The organism is Actinoplanes siamensis, assembly GCF_016862395.1.
GTDB lineage: Bacteria > Actinomycetota > Actinomycetes > Mycobacteriales > Micromonosporaceae > Actinoplanes > Actinoplanes siamensis.
In genome coordinates this window covers 14,195-31,764 of sequence record NZ_BOMW01000050.1, presented here as the reverse complement: position 1 = coordinate 31,764, position 17,570 = coordinate 14,195, and the positions used below count along the sequence as shown (strand labels likewise).

The 17,570-nt window shown below is 71.9% G+C and carries 21 protein-coding genes and 1 riboswitch; of the genes, 9 read left to right on the top strand and 12 right to left on the bottom strand.

Annotated elements, in window-relative coordinates; genetic code table 11:
• Positions 1-612: 612 nt before the first annotated feature.
• Positions 613-834, top strand: coding sequence for a hypothetical protein (locus Asi03nite_RS24805; protein ID WP_203682857.1), 222 nt, complete (start codon positions 613-615; stop codon positions 832-834).
• Between the two features lie 195 nt (positions 835-1,029).
• Here Asi03nite_RS24805 and Asi03nite_RS24800 read toward each other — a convergent pair whose 3' ends face one another.
• The 5 genes from Asi03nite_RS24800 to Asi03nite_RS24780 form a co-directional block, all read right to left on the bottom strand.
• Positions 1,030-1,584 carry a hypothetical protein gene (locus Asi03nite_RS24800; protein ID WP_239102901.1) on the bottom strand — a complete coding sequence of 185 codons (555 nt, stop codon included), beginning with the start codon at positions 1,582-1,584 and terminating at the stop codon, positions 1,030-1,032.
• Positions 1,581-3,293, bottom strand: coding sequence for a twin-arginine translocation signal domain-containing protein (locus Asi03nite_RS24795; protein ID WP_203682856.1), 1,713 nt, complete (start codon positions 3,291-3,293; stop codon positions 1,581-1,583). Before Asi03nite_RS24795 ends, Asi03nite_RS24800 begins: the two co-directional genes overlap by 4 nt.
• A gap of 68 nt (positions 3,294-3,361) precedes the next feature.
• Entirely contained in the window at positions 3,362-4,135 is a 774-nt protein-coding gene (locus Asi03nite_RS24790; protein WP_203682855.1) for an energy-coupling factor transporter transmembrane component T family protein, read from the bottom strand.
• On the bottom strand, positions 4,132-5,547 hold the full coding sequence (locus Asi03nite_RS24785; protein WP_203682854.1) for an ABC transporter ATP-binding protein: 1,416 nt from the start codon (positions 5,545-5,547) through the stop codon (positions 4,132-4,134). Before Asi03nite_RS24785 ends, Asi03nite_RS24790 begins: the two co-directional genes overlap by 4 nt.
• Entirely contained in the window at positions 5,548-6,126 is a 579-nt protein-coding gene (locus tag Asi03nite_RS24780; protein WP_203682853.1) for an ECF transporter S component, read from the bottom strand.
• A gap of 57 nt (positions 6,127-6,183) precedes the next feature.
• Positions 6,184-6,287, bottom strand: a riboswitch (TPP riboswitch).
• A 137-nt stretch (positions 6,288-6,424) separates the two neighbouring features.
• On the opposite strand from Asi03nite_RS24780, the gene Asi03nite_RS24775 reads away from it, so the two are divergent.
• Together Asi03nite_RS24775 and Asi03nite_RS24770 are read left to right on the top strand one after the other, a co-directional pair.
• Positions 6,425-7,240 carry an alpha/beta fold hydrolase gene (locus Asi03nite_RS24775; protein ID WP_203682852.1) on the top strand — a complete coding sequence of 272 codons (816 nt, stop codon included), beginning with the start codon at positions 6,425-6,427 and terminating at the stop codon, positions 7,238-7,240.
• 31 nt (positions 7,241-7,271) lie between these two features.
• Positions 7,272-7,823: a DUF6328 family protein gene (locus Asi03nite_RS24770; RefSeq protein WP_203682851.1), complete on the top strand. Its 552-nt coding sequence runs from the start codon at positions 7,272-7,274 to the stop codon at positions 7,821-7,823.
• Here the strand turns inward: Asi03nite_RS24770 and Asi03nite_RS24765 are convergent.
• From Asi03nite_RS24765 to Asi03nite_RS24735, 7 genes are read right to left on the bottom strand one after another with little or no spacing between them, the layout of a single operon-like run.
• Complete coding sequence (locus Asi03nite_RS24765) at positions 7,789-8,397, bottom strand: hypothetical protein (protein WP_203682850.1); 609 nt, start codon at positions 8,395-8,397, stop codon at positions 7,789-7,791. The two genes, Asi03nite_RS24770 and Asi03nite_RS24765, sit on opposite strands and share 35 nt — an antisense overlap.
• Before the next feature lie 16 nt (positions 8,398-8,413).
• Entirely contained in the window at positions 8,414-8,818 is a 405-nt protein-coding gene (locus Asi03nite_RS24760) for a Fur family transcriptional regulator (RefSeq protein ID WP_203682849.1), read from the bottom strand.
• Positions 8,815-9,114, bottom strand: a complete 300-nt coding sequence (locus tag Asi03nite_RS24755) for an ArsR/SmtB family transcription factor (protein WP_203682848.1) — start codon at positions 9,112-9,114, stop codon at positions 8,815-8,817. The genes Asi03nite_RS24760 and Asi03nite_RS24755 overlap by 4 nt, the downstream gene beginning before the upstream one ends.
• A gap of 30 nt (positions 9,115-9,144) precedes the next feature.
• Positions 9,145-10,008, bottom strand: a complete 864-nt coding sequence (locus Asi03nite_RS24750) for a metal ABC transporter permease (RefSeq protein WP_203682847.1) — start codon at positions 10,006-10,008, stop codon at positions 9,145-9,147.
• A 2-nt stretch (positions 10,009-10,010) separates the two neighbouring features.
• Positions 10,011-10,793 (bottom strand): metal ABC transporter ATP-binding protein, encoded by a 783-nt coding sequence (locus Asi03nite_RS24745; protein ID WP_203682846.1) that lies wholly within the window; start codon positions 10,791-10,793, stop codon positions 10,011-10,013.
• Positions 10,790-11,704 carry a metal ABC transporter substrate-binding protein gene (locus Asi03nite_RS24740; RefSeq protein WP_373872161.1) on the bottom strand — a complete coding sequence of 305 codons (915 nt, stop codon included), beginning with the start codon at positions 11,702-11,704 and terminating at the stop codon, positions 10,790-10,792. Before Asi03nite_RS24740 ends, Asi03nite_RS24745 begins: the two co-directional genes overlap by 4 nt.
• A 52-nt stretch (positions 11,705-11,756) precedes the next feature.
• On the bottom strand, positions 11,757-12,011 hold the full coding sequence (locus Asi03nite_RS24735; protein ID WP_203682844.1) for a DUF6703 family protein: 255 nt from the start codon (positions 12,009-12,011) through the stop codon (positions 11,757-11,759).
• A gap of 33 nt (positions 12,012-12,044) precedes the next feature.
• Between Asi03nite_RS24735 and Asi03nite_RS24730 the strand changes: the two genes are divergently transcribed.
• From Asi03nite_RS24730 to dusB, 6 genes are all read left to right on the top strand, one after another.
• Positions 12,045-12,386: an antibiotic biosynthesis monooxygenase family protein gene (locus Asi03nite_RS24730; RefSeq protein ID WP_203682843.1), complete on the top strand. Its 342-nt coding sequence runs from the start codon at positions 12,045-12,047 to the stop codon at positions 12,384-12,386.
• Between the two features lie 130 nt (positions 12,387-12,516).
• Entirely contained in the window at positions 12,517-13,053 is a 537-nt protein-coding gene (locus Asi03nite_RS24725; protein ID WP_203682842.1) for a hypothetical protein, read from the top strand.
• A gap of 64 nt (positions 13,054-13,117) precedes the next feature.
• Positions 13,118-14,497: a glycine--tRNA ligase gene (locus Asi03nite_RS24720; RefSeq protein WP_203682841.1), complete on the top strand. Its 1,380-nt coding sequence runs from the start codon at positions 13,118-13,120 to the stop codon at positions 14,495-14,497.
• Between the two features lie 107 nt (positions 14,498-14,604).
• A complete protein-coding gene (locus tag Asi03nite_RS24715) occupies positions 14,605-15,864 on the top strand; it encodes a hypothetical protein (protein ID WP_203682840.1) in 1,260 nt (419 codons plus the stop codon).
• Between the two features lie 141 nt (positions 15,865-16,005).
• Positions 16,006-16,335: a hypothetical protein gene (locus tag Asi03nite_RS24710; protein WP_203682839.1), complete on the top strand. Its 330-nt coding sequence runs from the start codon at positions 16,006-16,008 to the stop codon at positions 16,333-16,335.
• A 64-nt stretch (positions 16,336-16,399) separates the two neighbouring features.
• Positions 16,400-17,518, top strand: a complete 1,119-nt coding sequence (dusB, locus tag Asi03nite_RS24705; RefSeq protein ID WP_203682914.1) for a tRNA dihydrouridine synthase DusB — start codon at positions 16,400-16,402, stop codon at positions 17,516-17,518.
• Positions 17,519-17,570: the final 52 nt, after the last annotated feature.

Sequence of the window (17,570 nt, the reverse complement as noted above, 5' to 3'; positions counted from 1 at the left end):
CGGCGCTGATCACCCGGCGCGTCGCGGCCGCACCTCGTTGTCGCGGTACACGTTCCCCGGCCGGCGACATCCCCGAAGATCGTGGCCGGCTCGGTAACCCTCAGCCGGAGACGAACCGCCCCAGATGCACCCGATCGGGGGACCCCTCCGGCGCTCACGGGTGAATCTCATCGACTGCGTTCGGGAGTCCCGTGCCGTTGCCTCCGAACTCGGCAGGCGTGTTGTGGTCCGTCTTTCCGCGCTCGTTACATAGAGTGGCACGCGCCGGAGCAGGTCAGATACGCAAGTGTCGATGGAATCTGCAAGTTTCCTGGAAGCGGCGGGGCATTCTGCGCGATCCGATGCACGTGCAGACGCCGCTCTCCCTCACCCTCTCCGGTAGCCGCTTACTTTGAGTGACGTCGACCGGCGAGGCGCAAAGTGAATATGCTCCATCGAGAGGCGTCAGGGGTACTTGCAAATGCACGTGCATCGGCACATGCGCCCCGACCTGGCGCGAAAGGCGGGAAACATCTGGAAGCCGGAATCATGCATATTCGTGGCGCGGCGGCCCCTCATGCCGGAGGGGCCGCCGCTGTGAACCCGCCTCCCCGATGAGAGAAAGGATTCGGCATGAGCCTACGACAGCCGGAGCCGGAGAGTTCGCGGCCTGACGCTGCCCTTGACAGCTTCGCGGAAGTCGTCCCGGCCTACGCGGAGGTTGCCACCGGCACTGGGAGTGGGCCGGGCAGACATGCGGTGATCATCGAATACCTCCGGACCGCGGGGGTCGTCCTCGGTGGACTGGCGACTGTGATCGCCGGGGCCACCGCTCTGGTCGAACTGCTTCTCTAGCGCCCCTCCGGGCGATGAAGGTGAGGATCGGGCTGCGAAGGCCTGATCCTCACCTTCGTGGTTTCCGGGAGAGTGCGTACAGCATCTTGCTCCGCGCCTAGACTAGGCGCAAGCGTTGATCGATTCAAGTCACCATCGGGTGCCTGCCGGAAGGTTTCCTCTGACGGAAGCCGGCTGGAACGCCGGATTCAAGGATCAGTGGGCGGCGCAGCAGGGAGTCGGGTCGCGGCGTTCGAAGGGAACCAGGCGGTCTCCCGCGGCCGGCGTCGTGACCAGGACCAGTTCGCCGGAGCGGAACTGCGGGCGGACGAAGTCCCCGGTGTCGACGAGCGCGTCCGGGGTGGCCGCGCCGCCGCCCAGAACCTCGACCCGGGCGATCGAGCTGCGCTGCAGGATCTCGCTCACCGTCAGCGAGCCGGTCAGCCGGGCGCTGCCCGGGAACAGCACGGCCCGGCCGGCCGGGCCGCCGGCCGCGGCGTCGGCGGCGGCCCGCAGGGCCGGGTCGGTGCGGACCGGCTCCGAGGTCAGCAGGCTGATCGCGACGTGCGGGAACGGGACCTGCACCAGGTGCGTGCAGGCCAGGACCGGAGCCGGGGCCAGCTCCTGGATCCAGTGGTCGGCCTCGGCCAGGGTGCGGTGGCCCAGGCTCACCCCGACGATGCGGGCGACGCCGCCGGAGGAGGCCGGGACCGCTGCCACGCCGGGGATGGCGCCGGCCGGGGAGCCGGCCGCCGCGATCCCGTTCGTCATCGGGGGAGGACCCAGATGGGGTTGGTGTAGAACCACAGGTCGCCCCACGGGTCGGCGTCGCCCACCACGTCCAGCTCGGGGCCGTACGGGTCGGTCGAGGCGCCGAGCAGGCCGGGCTGGGTGCGGTTGCCGTCGGTGCCGCGGAGCCGGACGTAGAACGGCTTGTCCAGGCGGCCCAGGTCGAAGCTCAGCGAGACCGAGCCGCTGGTTTTGCCGATCTCGAAGGACTTGACCACCTTGGTGTTCGGGGCGGTGAACCTGTCCCGGTCGGAGACCGGCCCGGTCACCGTGCCGGCGATGACGTCGACCCGGCGCAGGCGCGGGATGAAGGTCGCCCAGTTCGGGGTGTCCTGCAGGCCGATGTCGACGGTCAGCTCGGTCGAGGTGCCCCGCTTGACCCGCAGTACGCCGCCGAGCGGGGTGCCGGTGTGCGCGCGGCGGTCGCCGGTCTGCCGGACCCGGGCGTCCAAGCCCTTGATCAGCCGGCCGTGGTCGACCCAGACGCGTCCGGCGCGCAGGCCGTCCATGACCGACTTGTAGGAGAACGACGTGGCGCCCACGTTGGTCCGGCCGTAGTAGCCCGGCCAGAAGTCGCCGGCCGTGATCAGCGGCTGGCCCGTGTACTCCGGGTCGTTGTACTTGCCGTTGGCGTTGAAGTCGCTGTTCGCGCCCTGCGCCGACTGGTCCAGGTAGACCACGTGCGAGTCCGAGTTGACGGTGATCCACCAGGTCTTGCCCTCGGCGAGCAGGCTGTCCCAGAGGCCGCCGACGGTCGCCGTCATCCAGTCGAAGCCGCCCCAGGTGCGGTAGCTCTCCAGCGGGTAGCCGGCGAACGACGCGGCCGACGGATTGTTGTCGTAGTAGCCCCGGGCGCCGCCACGGCCGTTCGGGGCGGGGATGCCGGCGGCCTGGTGGCCGGGCGCGCCCTCGAAGCCGATCGCGACGGTCGGGTCGGCGTCGCGCCAGTTGCGGATCTCGTGCGGGGAGTCGATGCCGCGCCGGGCCGGGTGGTTCGCCAGGAACAGCGCACCCTCCACCTTGCGCTGCTCGACCTGCTCACCGAGGAACTTGATGCCCTCGATGGCGATCGCCTCGTTCTGCGCCGCGGTGTTGGTGGCCGGCAGCAGCGAGCCGTCGTACGCGTTCTCGAACCTCTTCAGGACGTCGACCTCGTGCCTGCCCGGGTGGACGAAGACGGTCGCGTGCTCGGCGCCCGGGATGTTCCACTCCAGGCCCTGGAAGGTGAGCAGGTCGCGGATCTCGGAGCGGGTCTTGACGATGTCCGGGTTGACCTTGTCCACGCCGATCTTGGCGTGCGCCGCGCTGCCGTGGTCGGTGATCACCAGCCAGTCCAGGCCGTACGCGTGACCGTGCCGGGCCTGGTCCAGCACCCGGTACTGCGCGTCGGAGCTGTACTGGGTGTGGATGTGGTGGTCGCCGGCGAGCCACCGGAACCCGCCCTGGACGTTGCCGCCGCCCTGGTGGTCGTGGGTGTGCGCAAGGCCGGCGGCCTCCGCGGCGCCCGGCCGGCCGAAGACCGACGCGGCTGCCGCGCCCGCGCCGAGCAGGCCGGCCCCGCGCAGGAAGTCGCGCCGCGAGTGGTCGGAGGGGGAGAGTTCGCTGTCCGGGATGCTCAGATCCACGGCTTCGGGGACGCCGGCCCCGGCAGCCGCCGCGGAAGAGTGATCGTGATCGTGGCCATGACCCATGAGCGCCACCCTCGCGGGAGCAGGTCAACGTCCACTGTCGAGGTGGTGTCCGGCCGGCGAACACGCGGTCAACCGATGATCGGGCGGAACCATCCGGTGGCGACGGCGAGGGTCAGGATCGCCGCGGACGCCAGCCCGGAGACGACGAGCAGGGCCAGGTCGGCCCGGGTGAACGAGGACACCCGGGCGTGCGTGCGGGGGATCCCCGAGTCGAAGCCGCGCGCGTCCATCGCCACCGCCAGCCGGACCCCGCGCCGCAGCGCGCCGACCAGCAGCGCGAACCCGGTGGACACGAAGGCGCGCGGGTCGCGGCCGGTGTCCGCGCCGCGGGCGCGCCGGGCCACGGTGAGCATCCGCCACTCGTCGCCGAGCAGCGGCATCAGGCGGAACGCGGCCAGCGCGCCGACCGCGAACCGCTCCGGCGCGCGGGCGTTCTGCACCAGGGCGTCGGCCAGGTCTGTCGGATCGGTGGTGGTGAACACCACGATGCCGGGCAGCGCGACGGCGAAGATGCGCAGGACCAGCCCGGTGGCGGCGGACAGCACGCCGGTGGTGACGTCCAGCGGGCCGAGCGAGACGAGCAGGGCGCCGCCGCGGTCGGCGGCGAACAGCAGCATGCTCACCAGCACCCCGAAAGCGGCGATCAGAAGCGGCCACGCCCGCCGGGCGAGCACCCCGGGCCGCACGCCGAAGAACGGCAGCGCGACCAGCTCCACGGCCAGCGCGACGGCCGGGGTCACCGGGTCCAGTGTGGCCACCAGCGGCAGCGTGAACAGCAGCGCGGCGCCCAGCTTGGCTACCGGATTGCGGCGCGCCAGCGGTGCGGCGGCGGTGACGGTCAAGGCCGCTCCTCCCCGGCGGGTCCGCCGATGACCGAGGTGCGATCGGCGACGGTACGGACGAAGTCCCCGTCGTGGGTGACAGCCACGATCCCGTGCCCCTCGTCGCGGAGTTCCGCGATCAGGTCGGCCAGCTCCAGCCACGTCCGCCGGTCCTGCCCGAACGTCGGCTCGTCGAGCACCAGCAGCCGCGGCGCGGTGGCCAGCGCGGTGGCCACGCTCAGCCGCCGGGCCTCGCCGCCGGAGAGCGTGTACGGGTTCGCCGCCGCCAGCTTCTCCAGCCGCAGCCGCTGCAGCAGCGTGTCCACGGTCCGGCGGACCTCGGCGGGCGGCCTGCCGAGGCGGCGCGGCCCGAGGGCCAGCTCGTCGGCGACCCGGCCGGTGACGAACTGGTGCTCCGGGTTCTGGAAGACCGAGCCGATCCGCCGGGTCAGCGTCCGGGCCCGCCACCTGTGCGGCGGCCGGCGATCGCCGAACCCGGTGACCCGCCCGGCGACCGGCGCGAGCAGACCGCCGAGCACCAGCGCGAGGGTGGACTTGCCGGCGCCGTTGCGCCCGGTGACCGCGACCACTTCGCCGGCCCGGACGGTGAGCGTCACGGCGGGGAGGCGGCCCGGGATGGTGACCGCTTCCGCACGTACCAGCTCGTCGGTGGGCGCAACCCGGGACGGCCGCGCGGCGATGCGGCAACCCGGCACCCAGACGCCGTGTTCCGCGAGGTCTTCGCCGTAGGCGGCGAAGACCTCTGCGGGCGTGCCCTGGGCACGCACGCCGCCACCCGGCTCGATCACCACCACCTTGTCGACCAGCGGCAACGCCTCGGCGACCCGGTGCTCGACGATGATCAGCGTGGTGTCCGGGCCGACCGCCCGCGCGATCGCGTCACGGATCAACGCGGCGCCGGCCGGGTCCAGGTTGGCGGTCGGCTCGTCGAGCAGCAGCAGGCCGGGGCGCAGCGCGATCACCCCGGCGAGGGCCAGCCGCTGCGCCTCGCCGCCGGAGAGCGCGGCGGTGGACCGGGAGATGTCGTACGGAAAACCGACGCGCTCCAGCGACTCGGCCACCCGCGGCCAGATCTCCGCCCGGGGCAGGCCGCGGTTCTCCAGGCCGAACGCCACGTCGTCGCCGGAGCGGGCCATCACCAGCTGGGTCTGCGGGTCCTGGAACAGGATGCCGGTGCGGTCCCGGGCCTTGCGCGGGTCCAGCCCGTCGATCTCGATGGTGCCCCCGGCCTCGCCGGAGTCCTCCGGCAGCAGTCCGGCCAGCGCGGCGAGCAGGGTGCTCTTGCCCGCGCCGGACGGGCCGAGCAGCAGCACCCGTTCGCCGTGCCGGACCGTCAGGTCCAGCCCGCGGACCGCCCAGGCGCGGCGGCCGGCGTGCCGCCACCCGAACCCCCGCAGATGAACTTCGGACATCTAGATGAGGGCTCGCTCCCGACCGGCCTCGAACCGGTCCAGGACGCCGGTCGGGGCCAGGGCCCGGACCAGCAGCCAGGCGCCCGCACCGGCGATCACCGTGGCGCTGACGACGGTGATCAGCGCGTACGGGACGCGGTAGCTCCACAGCTGGTAGGCGTAGGTCCAGACGAACCAGTCGAAGACCGCCGCGACCAGGCCGGCCAGGGCGCCGGAGAGCAGCCCGGCGGGGAGCGTGAAGACGCGGTAGCGGAAGAACGCGAACGCCAGCTCGGCGCCCAGGCCCTGCGCCGCGCCCTGCACGATCACCGTGGCGCCCCACTTGTTGCCGAGCAGCGCCGAGATGATCGAGGCGACCGTCTCGGTGAAGAACGCGGCGCCCGGCTTGCGGATGATCAGCCCGCTCAGCACGGCCGGCAGGAACCACATCCCATAGAGGACGGCCTGCGCCGGCGGGAAGAACACGAACGCGTTCTCGGTGGCCGCCCAGACGGCGTCCCAGGCCCAGAAGATCACGCCGAACGCGACGGCGATGACCGAGGCGATCACGATGTCTATCGTGCGCCAGCTGCTTCTCATATGCGCCTCCCAGCGGATACCGGGAGGAGACGCACGCCATGCGTCGTAGCATGGCGCGGCTGGAGAGGACCGAACTTCCTGCGCTGGCATTACCCAGATCAGGTACGAGGGTCTGCGGCGTGGCCGCACTCTCAGCGCTGTGCGCTCCCCTGTCGGATCGGAGCTCGCCCGCGGACCCGCCTCGATCCCGGGCATCACGTGAGTGACGCGCGGGTCTCCACCGTCGCGGAAAAGCTTCGTTGTGTTTCGATGACGCTAACACCAGCTAGACGTGTTGGCACAGGGAGGTGGTTCTCACATGGAGGTCAAGGCTCGCGGCCTGACGTTCGAGGTGACCGCGTCAGGGCCGTCCGACGGGCAGCCGGTGCTGCTGTTGCACGGCTTCCCGCAGGACCATCGGGAGTTCGATCCGCTACTGCCCCGGCTGCACGCGGCCGGACTCCGGACGTACGCGCTGGACCAGCGCGGCTACTCGCCCGGCGCGCGCCCGTCCGGGGTGGGCCCGTACCGGATCGGCGAGGCGGTCGCCGACGTGCCGGCGGTGCTGGACGCCCTGGACCTGGAGTCCGCCCACCTGGTCGGGCACGACTGGGGCGCGATCGTCGCCTGGCTGGTCGCCGGCCGCCACCCGGAGCGGGTGCGGACGCTGACCGCGATCTCGGTGCCGCACCCTCGGGCGCTGCTGATGGCGCTGCGGGTCCGCCCGTCGCAGCGCGCCCGGTTCGCCTACACCCGGGTGTTGCGCAGCCCGGTGGCGGAGAGGCTGCTGCTCGGCGGCGGCGCGCTGGTGATGCGCCGGATGCTCGGGCCGCTCGGGCCGCGGGCCGACCTCTACGTCAAGGCGATGCGCGAGCCGGGCCGGCTGACCGCCGCGCTCAACTGGTACCGCGCCTTCCGGTCGGCGGACGTCGCGGACCTCGGCCAGATCACCGTGCCCACCACGTACGTCTGGAGCGACCGCGACGGCGTGGTCGGGCTGACCGCCGCCCTGCGCGCCGCAGACTGGGTGCGCGGCGACTACCAGCTGGTCGCGATGCGCGGGGTCAGCCACTGGGTGCCCGAACAGGCGCCGCGTGAGCTGGGTGACGCGGTGCTGGCACGTATCGGCGTTTGACCATGCCCACGGCGGGGAACGCCATGACACCATGGCCCCCTCGTCGAGAGAGACCCAGAAGCAGCGTTGGGACCGGAACTTCGCCGACCTCCTGCAGGAGTTGCGCGTGGCGCAGACCGGCGTGCAGATTCTCTTCGCCTTCCTGCTGACCCTCCCCTTCTCCAGCGGCTTCCCCAAGGCCAACGCGTTCCAGCGGGACGTGTTCATGGTGGCGCTGATCAGCGCGGCGTTCGCCACCGCGCTGATCATCTCGCCGGTGGCGTTCCACCGCGCGCTGTTCCGCCAGGGCCGTAAGCCCGAGCTGGTCCGCTACGCGCACCGGATGGCCACCGGCGGGCTGGCCTGCATGCTGGTCTCGATGGTGAGCAGCGTGCTGCTGATCACCGACTACGTGCTGGACGCGCGCTGGGCCGTGGTGCTCACGGTGATCTCCGGCGGCTGGTTCCTGACGTTCTGGGCGATCCTGCCGGTGACCCACCGCAACTGGGCCGACGACGACGACAAGGACGGCTTCGTGCTGGACGACGCCCCCGCCGACCCCGCGGCGCTCAGCTTCGCCCGCGGCGCAGACCGAGACGCTTGAGCTCCAGCTCGGCGAGCGCCTCCACCGCTGCGGCGTCACCGGCCCGCCAGCTCTGCGCGATGTCCGGCCCGAGCCGGGCCAGCTCGCTCAGCGGCCGGGAGGCGAGCGCCCGCAACGCCAGCAGGTCCTTGCCGGCCGGCTCGTCCCGGACGGCGAGGGCCACCGAGGCGCGCCGGATCCACCGGATCCGCAGCGGCAGCCAGAGGAAGAGCACCAGCGCCAGCGGCACCGCGAGGGCCATCAGCGGCAGGATCAGCGCCAGCTGGTCGACCAGCTCCTGCTGCTGGTGGCCGGCGTCGGCGATCGAGCGGGCCGCGTCGGCGGCGCCGTTGAACGGCTTGGTCAGCTGGTCGCCGACGAGCGGCACGCGGCCCACCTTGCCGCCGGCGTCGGCCAGGTTGTCGGCGATGCCGCTGCCCGCGCTCTCCAGCTTCTGGCCGGGAACGGCCAGCTTCTGCACCACGTCGCGGACCCAGAGCGCCACACGGATCCACAGGTAGACCCAGACGACGACGAGGATGTCGGTGACCAGCTGGCGTACGGCGGTGGGCAGGCGGTCCGCATAGAACTTCACCAGTGCAGCGTGGCACCTAGCCCTTGCCGGCGCACTCCGGGCACGTCCCGAAGATCTCCATGGTGTGCGACACGTCGACGAAACCGTGCTGACCGGCCATCTTCTCGGCCCAGGACTCCACCGCCGGCCCGAGCACCTCGACGGTCCGCCCGCACGACCGGCACACCAGGTGGTGGTGATGCCCCTGGCTGCACCGGCGGTAGAGGTGCTCGCCACCGGGCGGGCGCATCACGTCCACCTCGCCGGTGTCGGCCAGCCCCTGCAGCGTCCGGTACACGGTGGTCAGGCCGACCCGCTCGCCCCGGTCGCGCAGCATCGCGTGCAGGTCCTGCGCGCTGTGGAAGCCCTCGGTCTCGCCGAGCACGTCACGCACCGCGCTCCGCTGCTTGGTGTTGCGCTGGGCACTGCTCTCCGGGTTCACGATCGGCTCTCCCTCGCATGGCTCACGGCATCGGCGACGATGTGCGCGACGTGTTCGTCCACCAGGGAGTATGCGATCTCGCGGCCACGCCGGACACCCCTCACCACGCCGGCCCCCCGCAACACCCGCAGGTGTTGCGAGACCAGCGGCTGCGGGGCGCCGAGTTGCGAGACCAGATCGTGCACACAACGCTCGCCCGCTCCGAGCTCCGCGACGATGGCGATCCGGATCGGGGCGGACAGCGCTCGCAGCAGCGCGCCCGCGGCTTCGTACGCTTCGTAACCGGTGGCCGTCATGGTGTGGACCACCGTACCGCGCGGACCCGGTCAGCCATGGAGCACGACATCCGGGGGTTCGACAGGGGCCGGCGAGGGGGAACCGGGCCGGCGGTGCCAGAGCGCGCCGGCGCCGGTGGCGAGCAGGAACGCCGCGATGGCGAGCAGCACCGTGGTGGCGCCCGGCGCGGTGTCGATCTCGCCGGAGACCACCACCCCGGCGCCGGCCGCGCAGATCCCGATCAGCATGGCCACCGCCATCGTCGACCGGAATCCGCGGGTCAGCTGCTGGGCGGCCGCGACCGGGACGACCATCAGGGCGGAGACCAGGAGCAGGCCGACGGTACGCATGGCGATCGTCACGGTGACCGCTGTCGTCACCGCGAGCAGCAGATTGAGGGTACGCACCGGCAGGCCGCTCACCCGCGCGTACTCCTCGTCGTTGCAGAGCGCGAACAGCGCCGGCCGGAACACCAGCATGGCGGCCAGCACTGCGGCGCCGAGCACCGCGATCACCGCGATGTCCGTGGGCGAGGTGGTGATCAGCGAGCCGAACAGGTACTGCATCAAGCTGGCGTTGCTGGCGTCGTCGGAGAGCCCGACCAGCACCACTCCGCCCGCGATGCCGCCGTAGAAGAGCAGGGCCAGGGCCAGGTCGCCGGAGGTGCGCCCGCGCTCGCGGACCAGCTCGACGGCGATCGCGCCGAACACCGAGACCAACACCGCGGTGAGCACCGGGGACTGGTGGGTGAGCAGGCCGACGCCGACACCGGTCAGCGCCACGTGGCCGATCCCGTCGCCGATCAGCGACAGCCGCCGCTGCACCAGGTAGACCCCGAGCGCCGGCGCGGCCAGCCCGATGATCAGGGCGCCGGCCAGGGCACGCAGCATGAAGGGATAGGTGAGCAGGTCCATGTCTAGTACGCCTTCATCCCGTCGGTGGGCGCCCACTCGCAGATGCCGGCCTGCTCCGCGTCGGCGTGCGGGTGCACGTGGTCGTGCCCCGGTTCGGCGTGGTGCCCGGCCGGCTCCGGCGGCACGCCCTGGTGCGCGATCCGGCCCTCGTGCACCACCACGGCCCGGCCGATCAGCGGCCGCAGCGGCCCCAGCTCGTGCAGGACCAGCAGGATCGTCCCGCCGTCGGCGGCGAACGCGGTAAGCGCCCCGGCGAACGCCTCCTGGCTGGCCGCGTCCACGCCGGCGGTCGGCTCGTCCAGCACCAGCAGGTCGGGCCGGCCGGCCAGCGCCCGGGCGATCAACGTGCGCTGCTGCTGGCCGCCGGAGAGGGTGCTGACCGGGTCGCCGATCCGGTCCAGCAGACCCACCGCCTCCAGCGCCTGGTGGACCGCGGCCCGGTCGGCGGCCCCGGGCGGGCGGAACAGCCCGCGGCGGGCCAGCCGGCCGGAGGAGACCACCTCGCCGACGGTGGCCGGCACGCCGCTGCCGGCGCCCAGGCGCTGCGGCACGTATCCGACCCGCTCCCACCGGCGGAACCGGCGCTGCGGCGTGCCGAACAGCTCGACCTCGCCCCGGCGGATCGGGACCAGGCCCAGGATCGTCCGGATGAGCGTGGACTTGCCGGAGCCGTTGGCGCCCAGCACCGCGACCACGTCGCCGGCCGCGACGCTGAGGGTGACGTCCCGCAGGATCTCCCGCCCGTCGTATCCGGCCGCCAGGTGATTGACTTCGATGACGGTCATGACGTGCACCCCAATGCCGTGGTGAGCGCGGCCAGGTTGGCCCGCATCACCGAGAAGTAGTCCGCGTCCGGGTCGGTCAGGCCCTCCAGCGGGTCGAGCACCGCGGTCCGCGCGCCGACCTCACGCGCGATCGTCTCGGCGACCTTCGGGCTGACCAGGGTCTCGAAGAAGATGGTGGTGGTGCCGTGCGACCGGGCCTCGGCGGCCACTTCGGCCAGGCGGCGCGGCGACGGCTCGGCCTCCGGGTCGACGCCGGTGATCCCGACCTGGGTCAGCTGGTAGCGGGCGGCCAGGTAGTGGAACGCGGTGTGGCTGGTGACCAGCTCCCGCCGCGCGCAGCCGGCCAGCCGGGCGCGGAACTCGCCGTCCAGCTCGGTGAGCTGCTGGTGCAGGGTGGCGGCGTGCGCCCGGTAGCCGGCGGCGTGCGCCGGGTCGGCCTGGCCGAACCGCTCGGCGAGCCGGTCGCCGATCGCGGCGAGGCGGGTGGGGTCCAGCCAGACGTGCGGGTCGGTGCCGCCGTGCTCGTGCTCGTGGTCGTGACCCTCGTCGCCCCCGGAGTCCTCCGCGTGCAGCAGCGGGACGGCGCTTGCCACGTCGTACCCCTGCTCCTCGGCGTTCTGCTCGATGGCGTCGTCCACCGCGGGCTGGAAGCCGTGCAGGAAGACGGCGATCTTCGCGTCCGAGATCTGGGCCACCTGGCGCGGGCTGAGCTCCACGTCGTGCGGCTCGGCGCCGGGCTTGGTCAGGTTGGTGACCGTGACCAGGCCGCCGCCGATCCGCTCGCTGATGAACTGCAGGGGATAGAAGGCGGCCACGATCGGCAGGCGGCCGCCGGCGTCGGCCCGCGCGCCGCAGCCGGCCAGCGCGGCCAGGGCGGCCAGCACGACCAGGGGGACCAGCGGGCGGCGCATCATGCCACCCACTGTGATCGATAATGACAATGATTGTCAAAAGCGCATGCGTTCAGAGCGCCTTGCCGACCACGGCGACCACCAGAAGAGTGAGCAGCACCACCCGGACCAGCCGGGTGATCGGCGCCTGCACCGGCCAGGTGGTGAACGTCAGCGCCGCGAGCCCGGCCGCGAGGACCCCGAGCAGCAGCGCGCCCACCACCCCGGGCAGGAAGAGACCGGCCAGCAGCAGCACCAGCGCCACGACGAACGCGGTGGTCGGGTTGATCCGGGCCAGGCGGCGCAGGAAATGGTCGGACGTCGTCACAGCGGCTCCCGTCAAGGTGCGTACCCTCGTCACATGCTGGTGCTCAACCGCTTCCTGGTCCCGCCGGACACTGGTGACGGCTTCGTGGAGCAGGCGCACGCCGCGCTGGCCGCGCTCGCGCGATGCCCCGGTTACCGGTCCGGCCGGCTCACCCGGGCCCTGGAGGACACGTCCAGCTGGACCCTGGTGACCGAGTGGGAGTCCGTCGGAGCCTACCGCCGCGCGCTGGGCGCCTTCGACGTCAAGGTGCACGCGACCCCGCTGCTGGCCCGGTCGCTGGACGAGCCGTCCGCGTTCGAGACGCTGGCCAGCGCCGGGCCCGGCGAGCCGGTCGAGGTCGCCGCCAGCGACCGGGCCGCCGATCCGTGGCGCTGAGAGCCAGGGCCCGCCCCGCGGATCAGGCGGGTGCGGCTCCCGCGGCAAGGCCACAGACGACACCGGTATGCGACCTCGCCCTCGGCCGACGCCGGCCACCGCCTCGGACCCCGCCTACTAGGCTCTGCGTATGACCTACGGTCAACCGCCTGTCGAGTACGCCGCTCCGGCCGCCCCGCCTGCCGTCTTCGTGCCCCCGCCCCCGCCGGGGCCGGGCGTGCACCCGCCGTTCCCGGCGCCGCCGGTCGAGGGGCGGGGCCGGCGGATCGGGCTGGGCTTCGGCATCGGCGGCGGCATCGTGGCGCTGGTCTGCGCCGGGGGGCTGGCCGCGGTGATCGGCCTCGGGGTGGCGATGACCGGCGCGTTCAACGAGCAGGCGCACGTCGTGGTCGGCAAGTACCTGGACGCGGTCAGGGCCGGTGACTACGACAAGGCGTACGGGCAGTTGTGCCAGGAGGCGAAGGACCGGGAGAGCCTCGCCGAGTTCCGCGAGCGGGTGGCCCGGGAGGAGCGCTTCACGGCGTACCGGATCGGTGATCTTGATCTGGTCTCCGGCGAGGTGCCGGTGGACCTGACCTACTCCGGGGGCGACGTCGAGCACACCGAGGCGCAGCTGGGGCAGAACACCAGCACGGGCGCGTTCGAGGTGTGCTCGCTCGGGGAGTAATCTCGGCTTTCGTCCTCTTCCCACATCGATACCCCCGCCGACACCCAGCCGGCGTAGGAGACCCATGCCTGCCGACCGCATCGATTCCGTTGTCAGCCTTGCCAAGCGCCGGGGCTTCGTCTTCCCCTCCAGCGAGATCTACGGAGGGACCCGCTCGGCTTGGGACTACGGTCCGCTGGGCGTCGAACTGAAGGAGAACGTCCGCCGGCAGTGGTGGCGGACCATGGTCCAGCAGCGCGACGACATCGTCGGCCTGGACTCGGCCGTGATCCTGGCCAAGGACGTGTGGGCGGCCTCCGGTCACCTCGACGCGTTCGTCGACCCGCTGACCGAGTGCCAGTCCTGCCACAAGCGTTTCCGGGCCGACCACCTGGAGGAGGCCTACGAGGCCAAGCACGGGTCGCCGCCCTCCTCGCTGCAGGAGCTGAACTGCCCGAACTGCGGCAACAAGGGCACCTTCACCGAGCCGAAGATGTTCAACGGCCTGATGAAGACCTATCTCGGCCCGACCGAGAGCACCGAGGGCCTGCACTACCTGCGCCCGGAGACCGCCCAGGGCATCTTCGTGAACTACGCCAACGTGGCGACCGCGGCGCGCAAGAAGCCGCCGTTCGGTATCGCGCAGATCGGCAAGAGCTTCCGCAACGAGATCACGCCCGGCAACTTCATCTTCCGCACGCGCGAGTTCGAGCAGATGGAGATGGAGTTCTTCGTCGCGCCCGGCAGCGACGAGCAGTGGCACGAGTACTGGCTGCAGGAGCGCTGGAACTGGTACCGCGACCTGGGCCTGTCGGAGAACAACCTGCGCTTCTACGAGCACCCGAAGGAGAAGCTGTCGCACTACTCGAAGCGGACCGTCGACATCGAGTACCGCTTCCAGTTCGGCGGCACCGACTTCGCCGAGCTCGAGGGCATCGCGAACCGGACCGACTTCGACCTGTCCACGCACTCCAAGCACTCCGGCGTCGACCTGTCCTATTTCGACCAGGAGAAGGGCGAGCGCTGGACGCCGTACGTGATCGAGCCGGCCGCCGGCCTGACCCGCGCGGTGCTGGCGTTCCTGCTCGAGGCGTACGACGAGGACGAGGCGCCGAACACCAAGGGCGGCGTCGACAAGCGCACGGTCATGCGGTTCGACCCGCGCCTGGCCCCGGTCAAGGTCGCCGTGCTGCCGCTGTCGCGCAACCCGGAGCTGTCGCCGAAGGCCCGTGAGCTGTCCGCGACCCTGCGCAAGCGGTGGATCGTGGAGTTCGACGACTCGCAGGCGATCGGGCGGCGGTACCGGCGGCAGGACGAGATCGGCACGCCGTTCTGCGTGACCGTCGACTTCGACACGCTCACCGACAACGCGGTGACCGTGCGGGACCGCGACACCATGAAGCAGGAGCGGGTCTCCCTCGACCAGATCGAGGACTACCTGATCAAGCGCCTGCCGGGCTGCTGAGTTCCGATCCGTCGACGCGGGGCATGGCGACGCCATGCCCCGCGCGCTGTTCCAGCCGGGCTGACGGAATCTAGGATGGTCACTTTCTGATCAAGGGAAGGTGGCCTATGTCGAGAGGTTCACGGGGGCGGCGCCTGCTGGCCGGGGCGGCGTCGGTGCTGATCGGCGCCGTGACGGTGGCGGCCGGTCCGGGGCGGGCGGACGCCGCGGCGGCGTTCGCGCACATCGACGCGTCGTCGTTCGTGCTGGATCCGTCCGACAGTTTCCAGCGGTACGGCGCGGTCATCGACCGGATCGAGGCGAGCGGGAAGGTCACCGCGGTGCCGACGCTCGGTGCGGCGATCGACGGGCCCCAGGACTTCCGGCCCACCTGGGGGCTGTGCCACTCCACCGGGATCCCGTCGACGCTGAGCCCGGCCGGCTTCTGCTGGGACCCCGAGGACGACGACTGGGCCTCCACCTGGCGCCCGCAGGGCGTCACCGGCTCCTGGGACGCCCAGCCGAACCTGATCTGGCAGGACCGCAGGATCGCCGTGGCCAGCTGGCACGGCCCGCAGGACAGCGACGCGTTCGCCCGGCTCACCTTCGTCGACTACACCAGCACCGCGGCGCTGAAGTTCCGCGACGTGCTGCTGGTCGTGCCGGACTCCACCGGTGGGGTGGACAACTTCCGGACGTTCGACTGGAACCACGCCGACGGCGTCGTCTGGTACGGCAACACCATCCTGGTCGCCAACGGCGGCCGGCTGCACGCGTTCAGCCTGCGTCACCTGTGGGCGATGACCCGCTCCGAGCAGGAGGTCGGCTTCGGAGCCGACGGGACGAAGGCGCCCAGCGGCCGCTGGCACCGGTACGTGCTGCCCGAGGTGGGGGAGTACTACCCGGAGTACACGCCGACCGGGGCGTACGTCGGCTGCTCGTCGATCACCGGCAACCGGCCCTGCCTCAACGCGATCAGCCTGGACCGCCGGGGCAGCGCCCGGGACTCGATGGTCTCGGCCGAGTTCGTCGGCGCGAACAGCGCCGGGGGCCGGGCGATCCGCTGGCCGATGAGCTCGGCGACAGCGCTGCCACTGCTCAGCGCGGACGGCAAGGTGCACGCCGACGAGGCGTTCGTCTCGCCGATCTGGCACATGCAGGGCGTGGCCAGCGACGGTGCGAACTGGTTCATCTCCGGCACCTGCGCGTCCGGCTCCGGCACCTGCGTCCACAAGGCCCTGCCGGACCAGGCGCCGCACCAGCAGGCGCAGGTCTACGGCGGGCTGGAGAACCTGTCGTACCAGCCGTCGTACAACGGCTCGGCGCCCCGGCTCTGGGGCGTGACCGAGGGGGACAACCGGGTCGCCGTCAACTTCAGCGTCCCGTGACCCGCCCGGCCCGGTCGCCGCGCGCCACGCGGGCACCCGTTCAGGTGACGCACGACATCTGGTCCCGCGCCTATAGTTGTCGGCGGAGTGAACACCCCTCACCCGTCGGTTGACGGGCTACCCTTCGCCCTGGAGGCATGTATGCCGACCCTGGAAGACCGCGTTGCCAACCTGGAGGAGCGCATGGACGAGCAGGAAAGGCTCCGCGCCAGCCAAGATCGTGATCAGTCGGAGCTCGGCTTGAAGCTGGCTGCCCAGGATCGGCTCCTGAAGTCGCTGGCGAAAACCCAGTCGGAGCACACCGCGATCCTCAACAGGCACACCACCATCCTGAACAGGCACACCGGGATGTTCGAGGAACACGCCGCGATCCTCGCGCAGCACACCGCCGACCTGCACCTGCTCAAGGGCGGCGTGCAGCAGATCATCGGGATGCTGGACACGCTGATCGCGCCGGACGGGGACCGGTAGGCGGCTGCCGATTCGTGGTTGCCGGGCTGAGCGTGTCACCCTGGAGCGCGTGACCGCACCGCTCATGCTCGGCAACCACGCCGTCAACCCGCCCGTCGTGCTCGCCCCGATGGCCGGGATCACCAATGTGGCGTTCCGGCGCCTCTGCCGGGAGCAGGGCGGCGGCGTCTACGTCTGCGAGATGATCACCACGCGGGCCCTGGTGGAGCGGATCCCCAAGACGCTCAAGATGATCGCGTTCGCCGAGGACGAGGGCTTCCGCAGCCTGCAGCTCTACGGTGTGGACCCGGAGGTCACCGCGGCGGCGGTGCGCATGGTCGGCGAGAACGACCTGGCCGACCACGTCGACCTGAACTTCGGCTGCCCGGTGCCGAAGGTGACCCGCCGCGGCGGCGGGTCGGCGCTGCCCTGGCGCCGCAAGCTGTTCGGCCGCATCGTGCGCCAGGCCGCCGACGCGGCAGCGGACTACGGCATCCCGCTAACCATCAAGATGCGCAAGGGCATCGACGAGGACCATCTGACGTACGTCGAGGCCGGCCTCACCGCGCAGGACGCCGGGGTGGCCGCCGTGGCGCTGCACGCCCGCACCGCCGAGCAGCGGTATTCCGGCCAGGCCGACTGGGACGCGATCGCCACCCTCAAGCAGGCCCTGGACGTGCCGGTGCTGGGCAACGGCGACATCTGGGAGGGCTCCGACGCGCTGCGGATGGTCGCGCACACCGGCGTCGACGGCGTGGTGGTGGGCCGCGGCTGCCTGGGCCGCCCGTGGCTGTTCGCGGATCTGGAGGCGGCGTTCACCCAGGGCGACTCGTACCAGCCGGTGCTGCCCACCCTGGGCGAGGTCGCGAAGATCATGTCCCGGCACGCGCAGTTGCTGGTCGAGGCGCTGGAGGACGAGAGGCACGGCTGTGCCGACTTCCGCAAACACGTCGCGTGGTACCTGAAGGGCTTCCCGGTCGGCGGTGACCTGCGCCGCAGCCTGGCGATGATCTCGTCGCTGGACGAGCTGGACGACCTGCTCGCCAAGCTGGACCCGGCGGTGCCGTTCCCGGTCGAGTCGCTGGGCCAGCCGCGCGGCCGGGTCAACGCCCCGGGCAAGGTGGCGCTTCCGCACGGGTGGCTCGACTCCCGCGACGACGACACCGTCCCGGAGGGAGCCGAGACCGAGGAGTCCGGCGGATAGGGGGCCAGGTCCCGGTGCGACCGGGCCGTGGGACGGTGCTCCGGGCGTACCG

Excerpts from the sequence above, each read along its gene's own strand:
- Asi03nite_RS24805 (WP_203682857.1), top strand. The coding sequence starts at position 613 with ATGAGCCTACGACAGCCGGAGCCGGAGAGTTCGCGGCCTGACGCTGCC.
- Asi03nite_RS24800 (WP_239102901.1), bottom strand. The coding sequence starts at position 1,584 with ATGACGAACGGGATCGCGGCGGCCGGCTCCCCGGCCGGCGCCATCCCC.
- Asi03nite_RS24795 (WP_203682856.1), bottom strand. The coding sequence starts at position 3,293 with ATGGGTCATGGCCACGATCACGATCACTCTTCCGCGGCGGCTGCCGGG.
- Asi03nite_RS24785 (WP_203682854.1), bottom strand. The coding sequence starts at position 5,547 with ATGTCCGAAGTTCATCTGCGGGGGTTCGGGTGGCGGCACGCCGGCCGC.
- Asi03nite_RS24780 (WP_203682853.1), bottom strand. The coding sequence starts at position 6,126 with ATGAGAAGCAGCTGGCGCACGATAGACATCGTGATCGCCTCGGTCATC.
- Asi03nite_RS24775 (WP_203682852.1), top strand. The coding sequence starts at position 6,425 with ATGGAGGTCAAGGCTCGCGGCCTGACGTTCGAGGTGACCGCGTCAGGG.
- Asi03nite_RS24770 (WP_203682851.1), top strand. The coding sequence starts at position 7,272 with ATGGCCCCCTCGTCGAGAGAGACCCAGAAGCAGCGTTGGGACCGGAAC.
- Asi03nite_RS24755 (WP_203682848.1), bottom strand. The coding sequence starts at position 9,114 with ATGACGGCCACCGGTTACGAAGCGTACGAAGCCGCGGGCGCGCTGCTG.
- Asi03nite_RS24750 (WP_203682847.1), bottom strand. The coding sequence starts at position 10,008 with ATGGACCTGCTCACCTATCCCTTCATGCTGCGTGCCCTGGCCGGCGCC.
- Asi03nite_RS24745 (WP_203682846.1), bottom strand. The coding sequence starts at position 10,793 with ATGACCGTCATCGAAGTCAATCACCTGGCGGCCGGATACGACGGGCGG.
- Asi03nite_RS24740 (WP_373872161.1), bottom strand. The coding sequence starts at position 11,704 with ATGCGCCGCCCGCTGGTCCCCCTGGTCGTGCTGGCCGCCCTGGCCGCG.
- Asi03nite_RS24730 (WP_203682843.1), top strand. The coding sequence starts at position 12,045 with ATGCTGGTGCTCAACCGCTTCCTGGTCCCGCCGGACACTGGTGACGGC.
- Asi03nite_RS24725 (WP_203682842.1), top strand. The coding sequence starts at position 12,517 with ATGACCTACGGTCAACCGCCTGTCGAGTACGCCGCTCCGGCCGCCCCG.
- Asi03nite_RS24720 (WP_203682841.1), top strand. The coding sequence starts at position 13,118 with ATGCCTGCCGACCGCATCGATTCCGTTGTCAGCCTTGCCAAGCGCCGG.
- Asi03nite_RS24715 (WP_203682840.1), top strand. The coding sequence starts at position 14,605 with ATGTCGAGAGGTTCACGGGGGCGGCGCCTGCTGGCCGGGGCGGCGTCG.
- Asi03nite_RS24710 (WP_203682839.1), top strand. The coding sequence starts at position 16,006 with ATGCCGACCCTGGAAGACCGCGTTGCCAACCTGGAGGAGCGCATGGAC.
- dusB (WP_203682914.1), top strand. The coding sequence starts at position 16,400 with ATGCTCGGCAACCACGCCGTCAACCCGCCCGTCGTGCTCGCCCCGATG.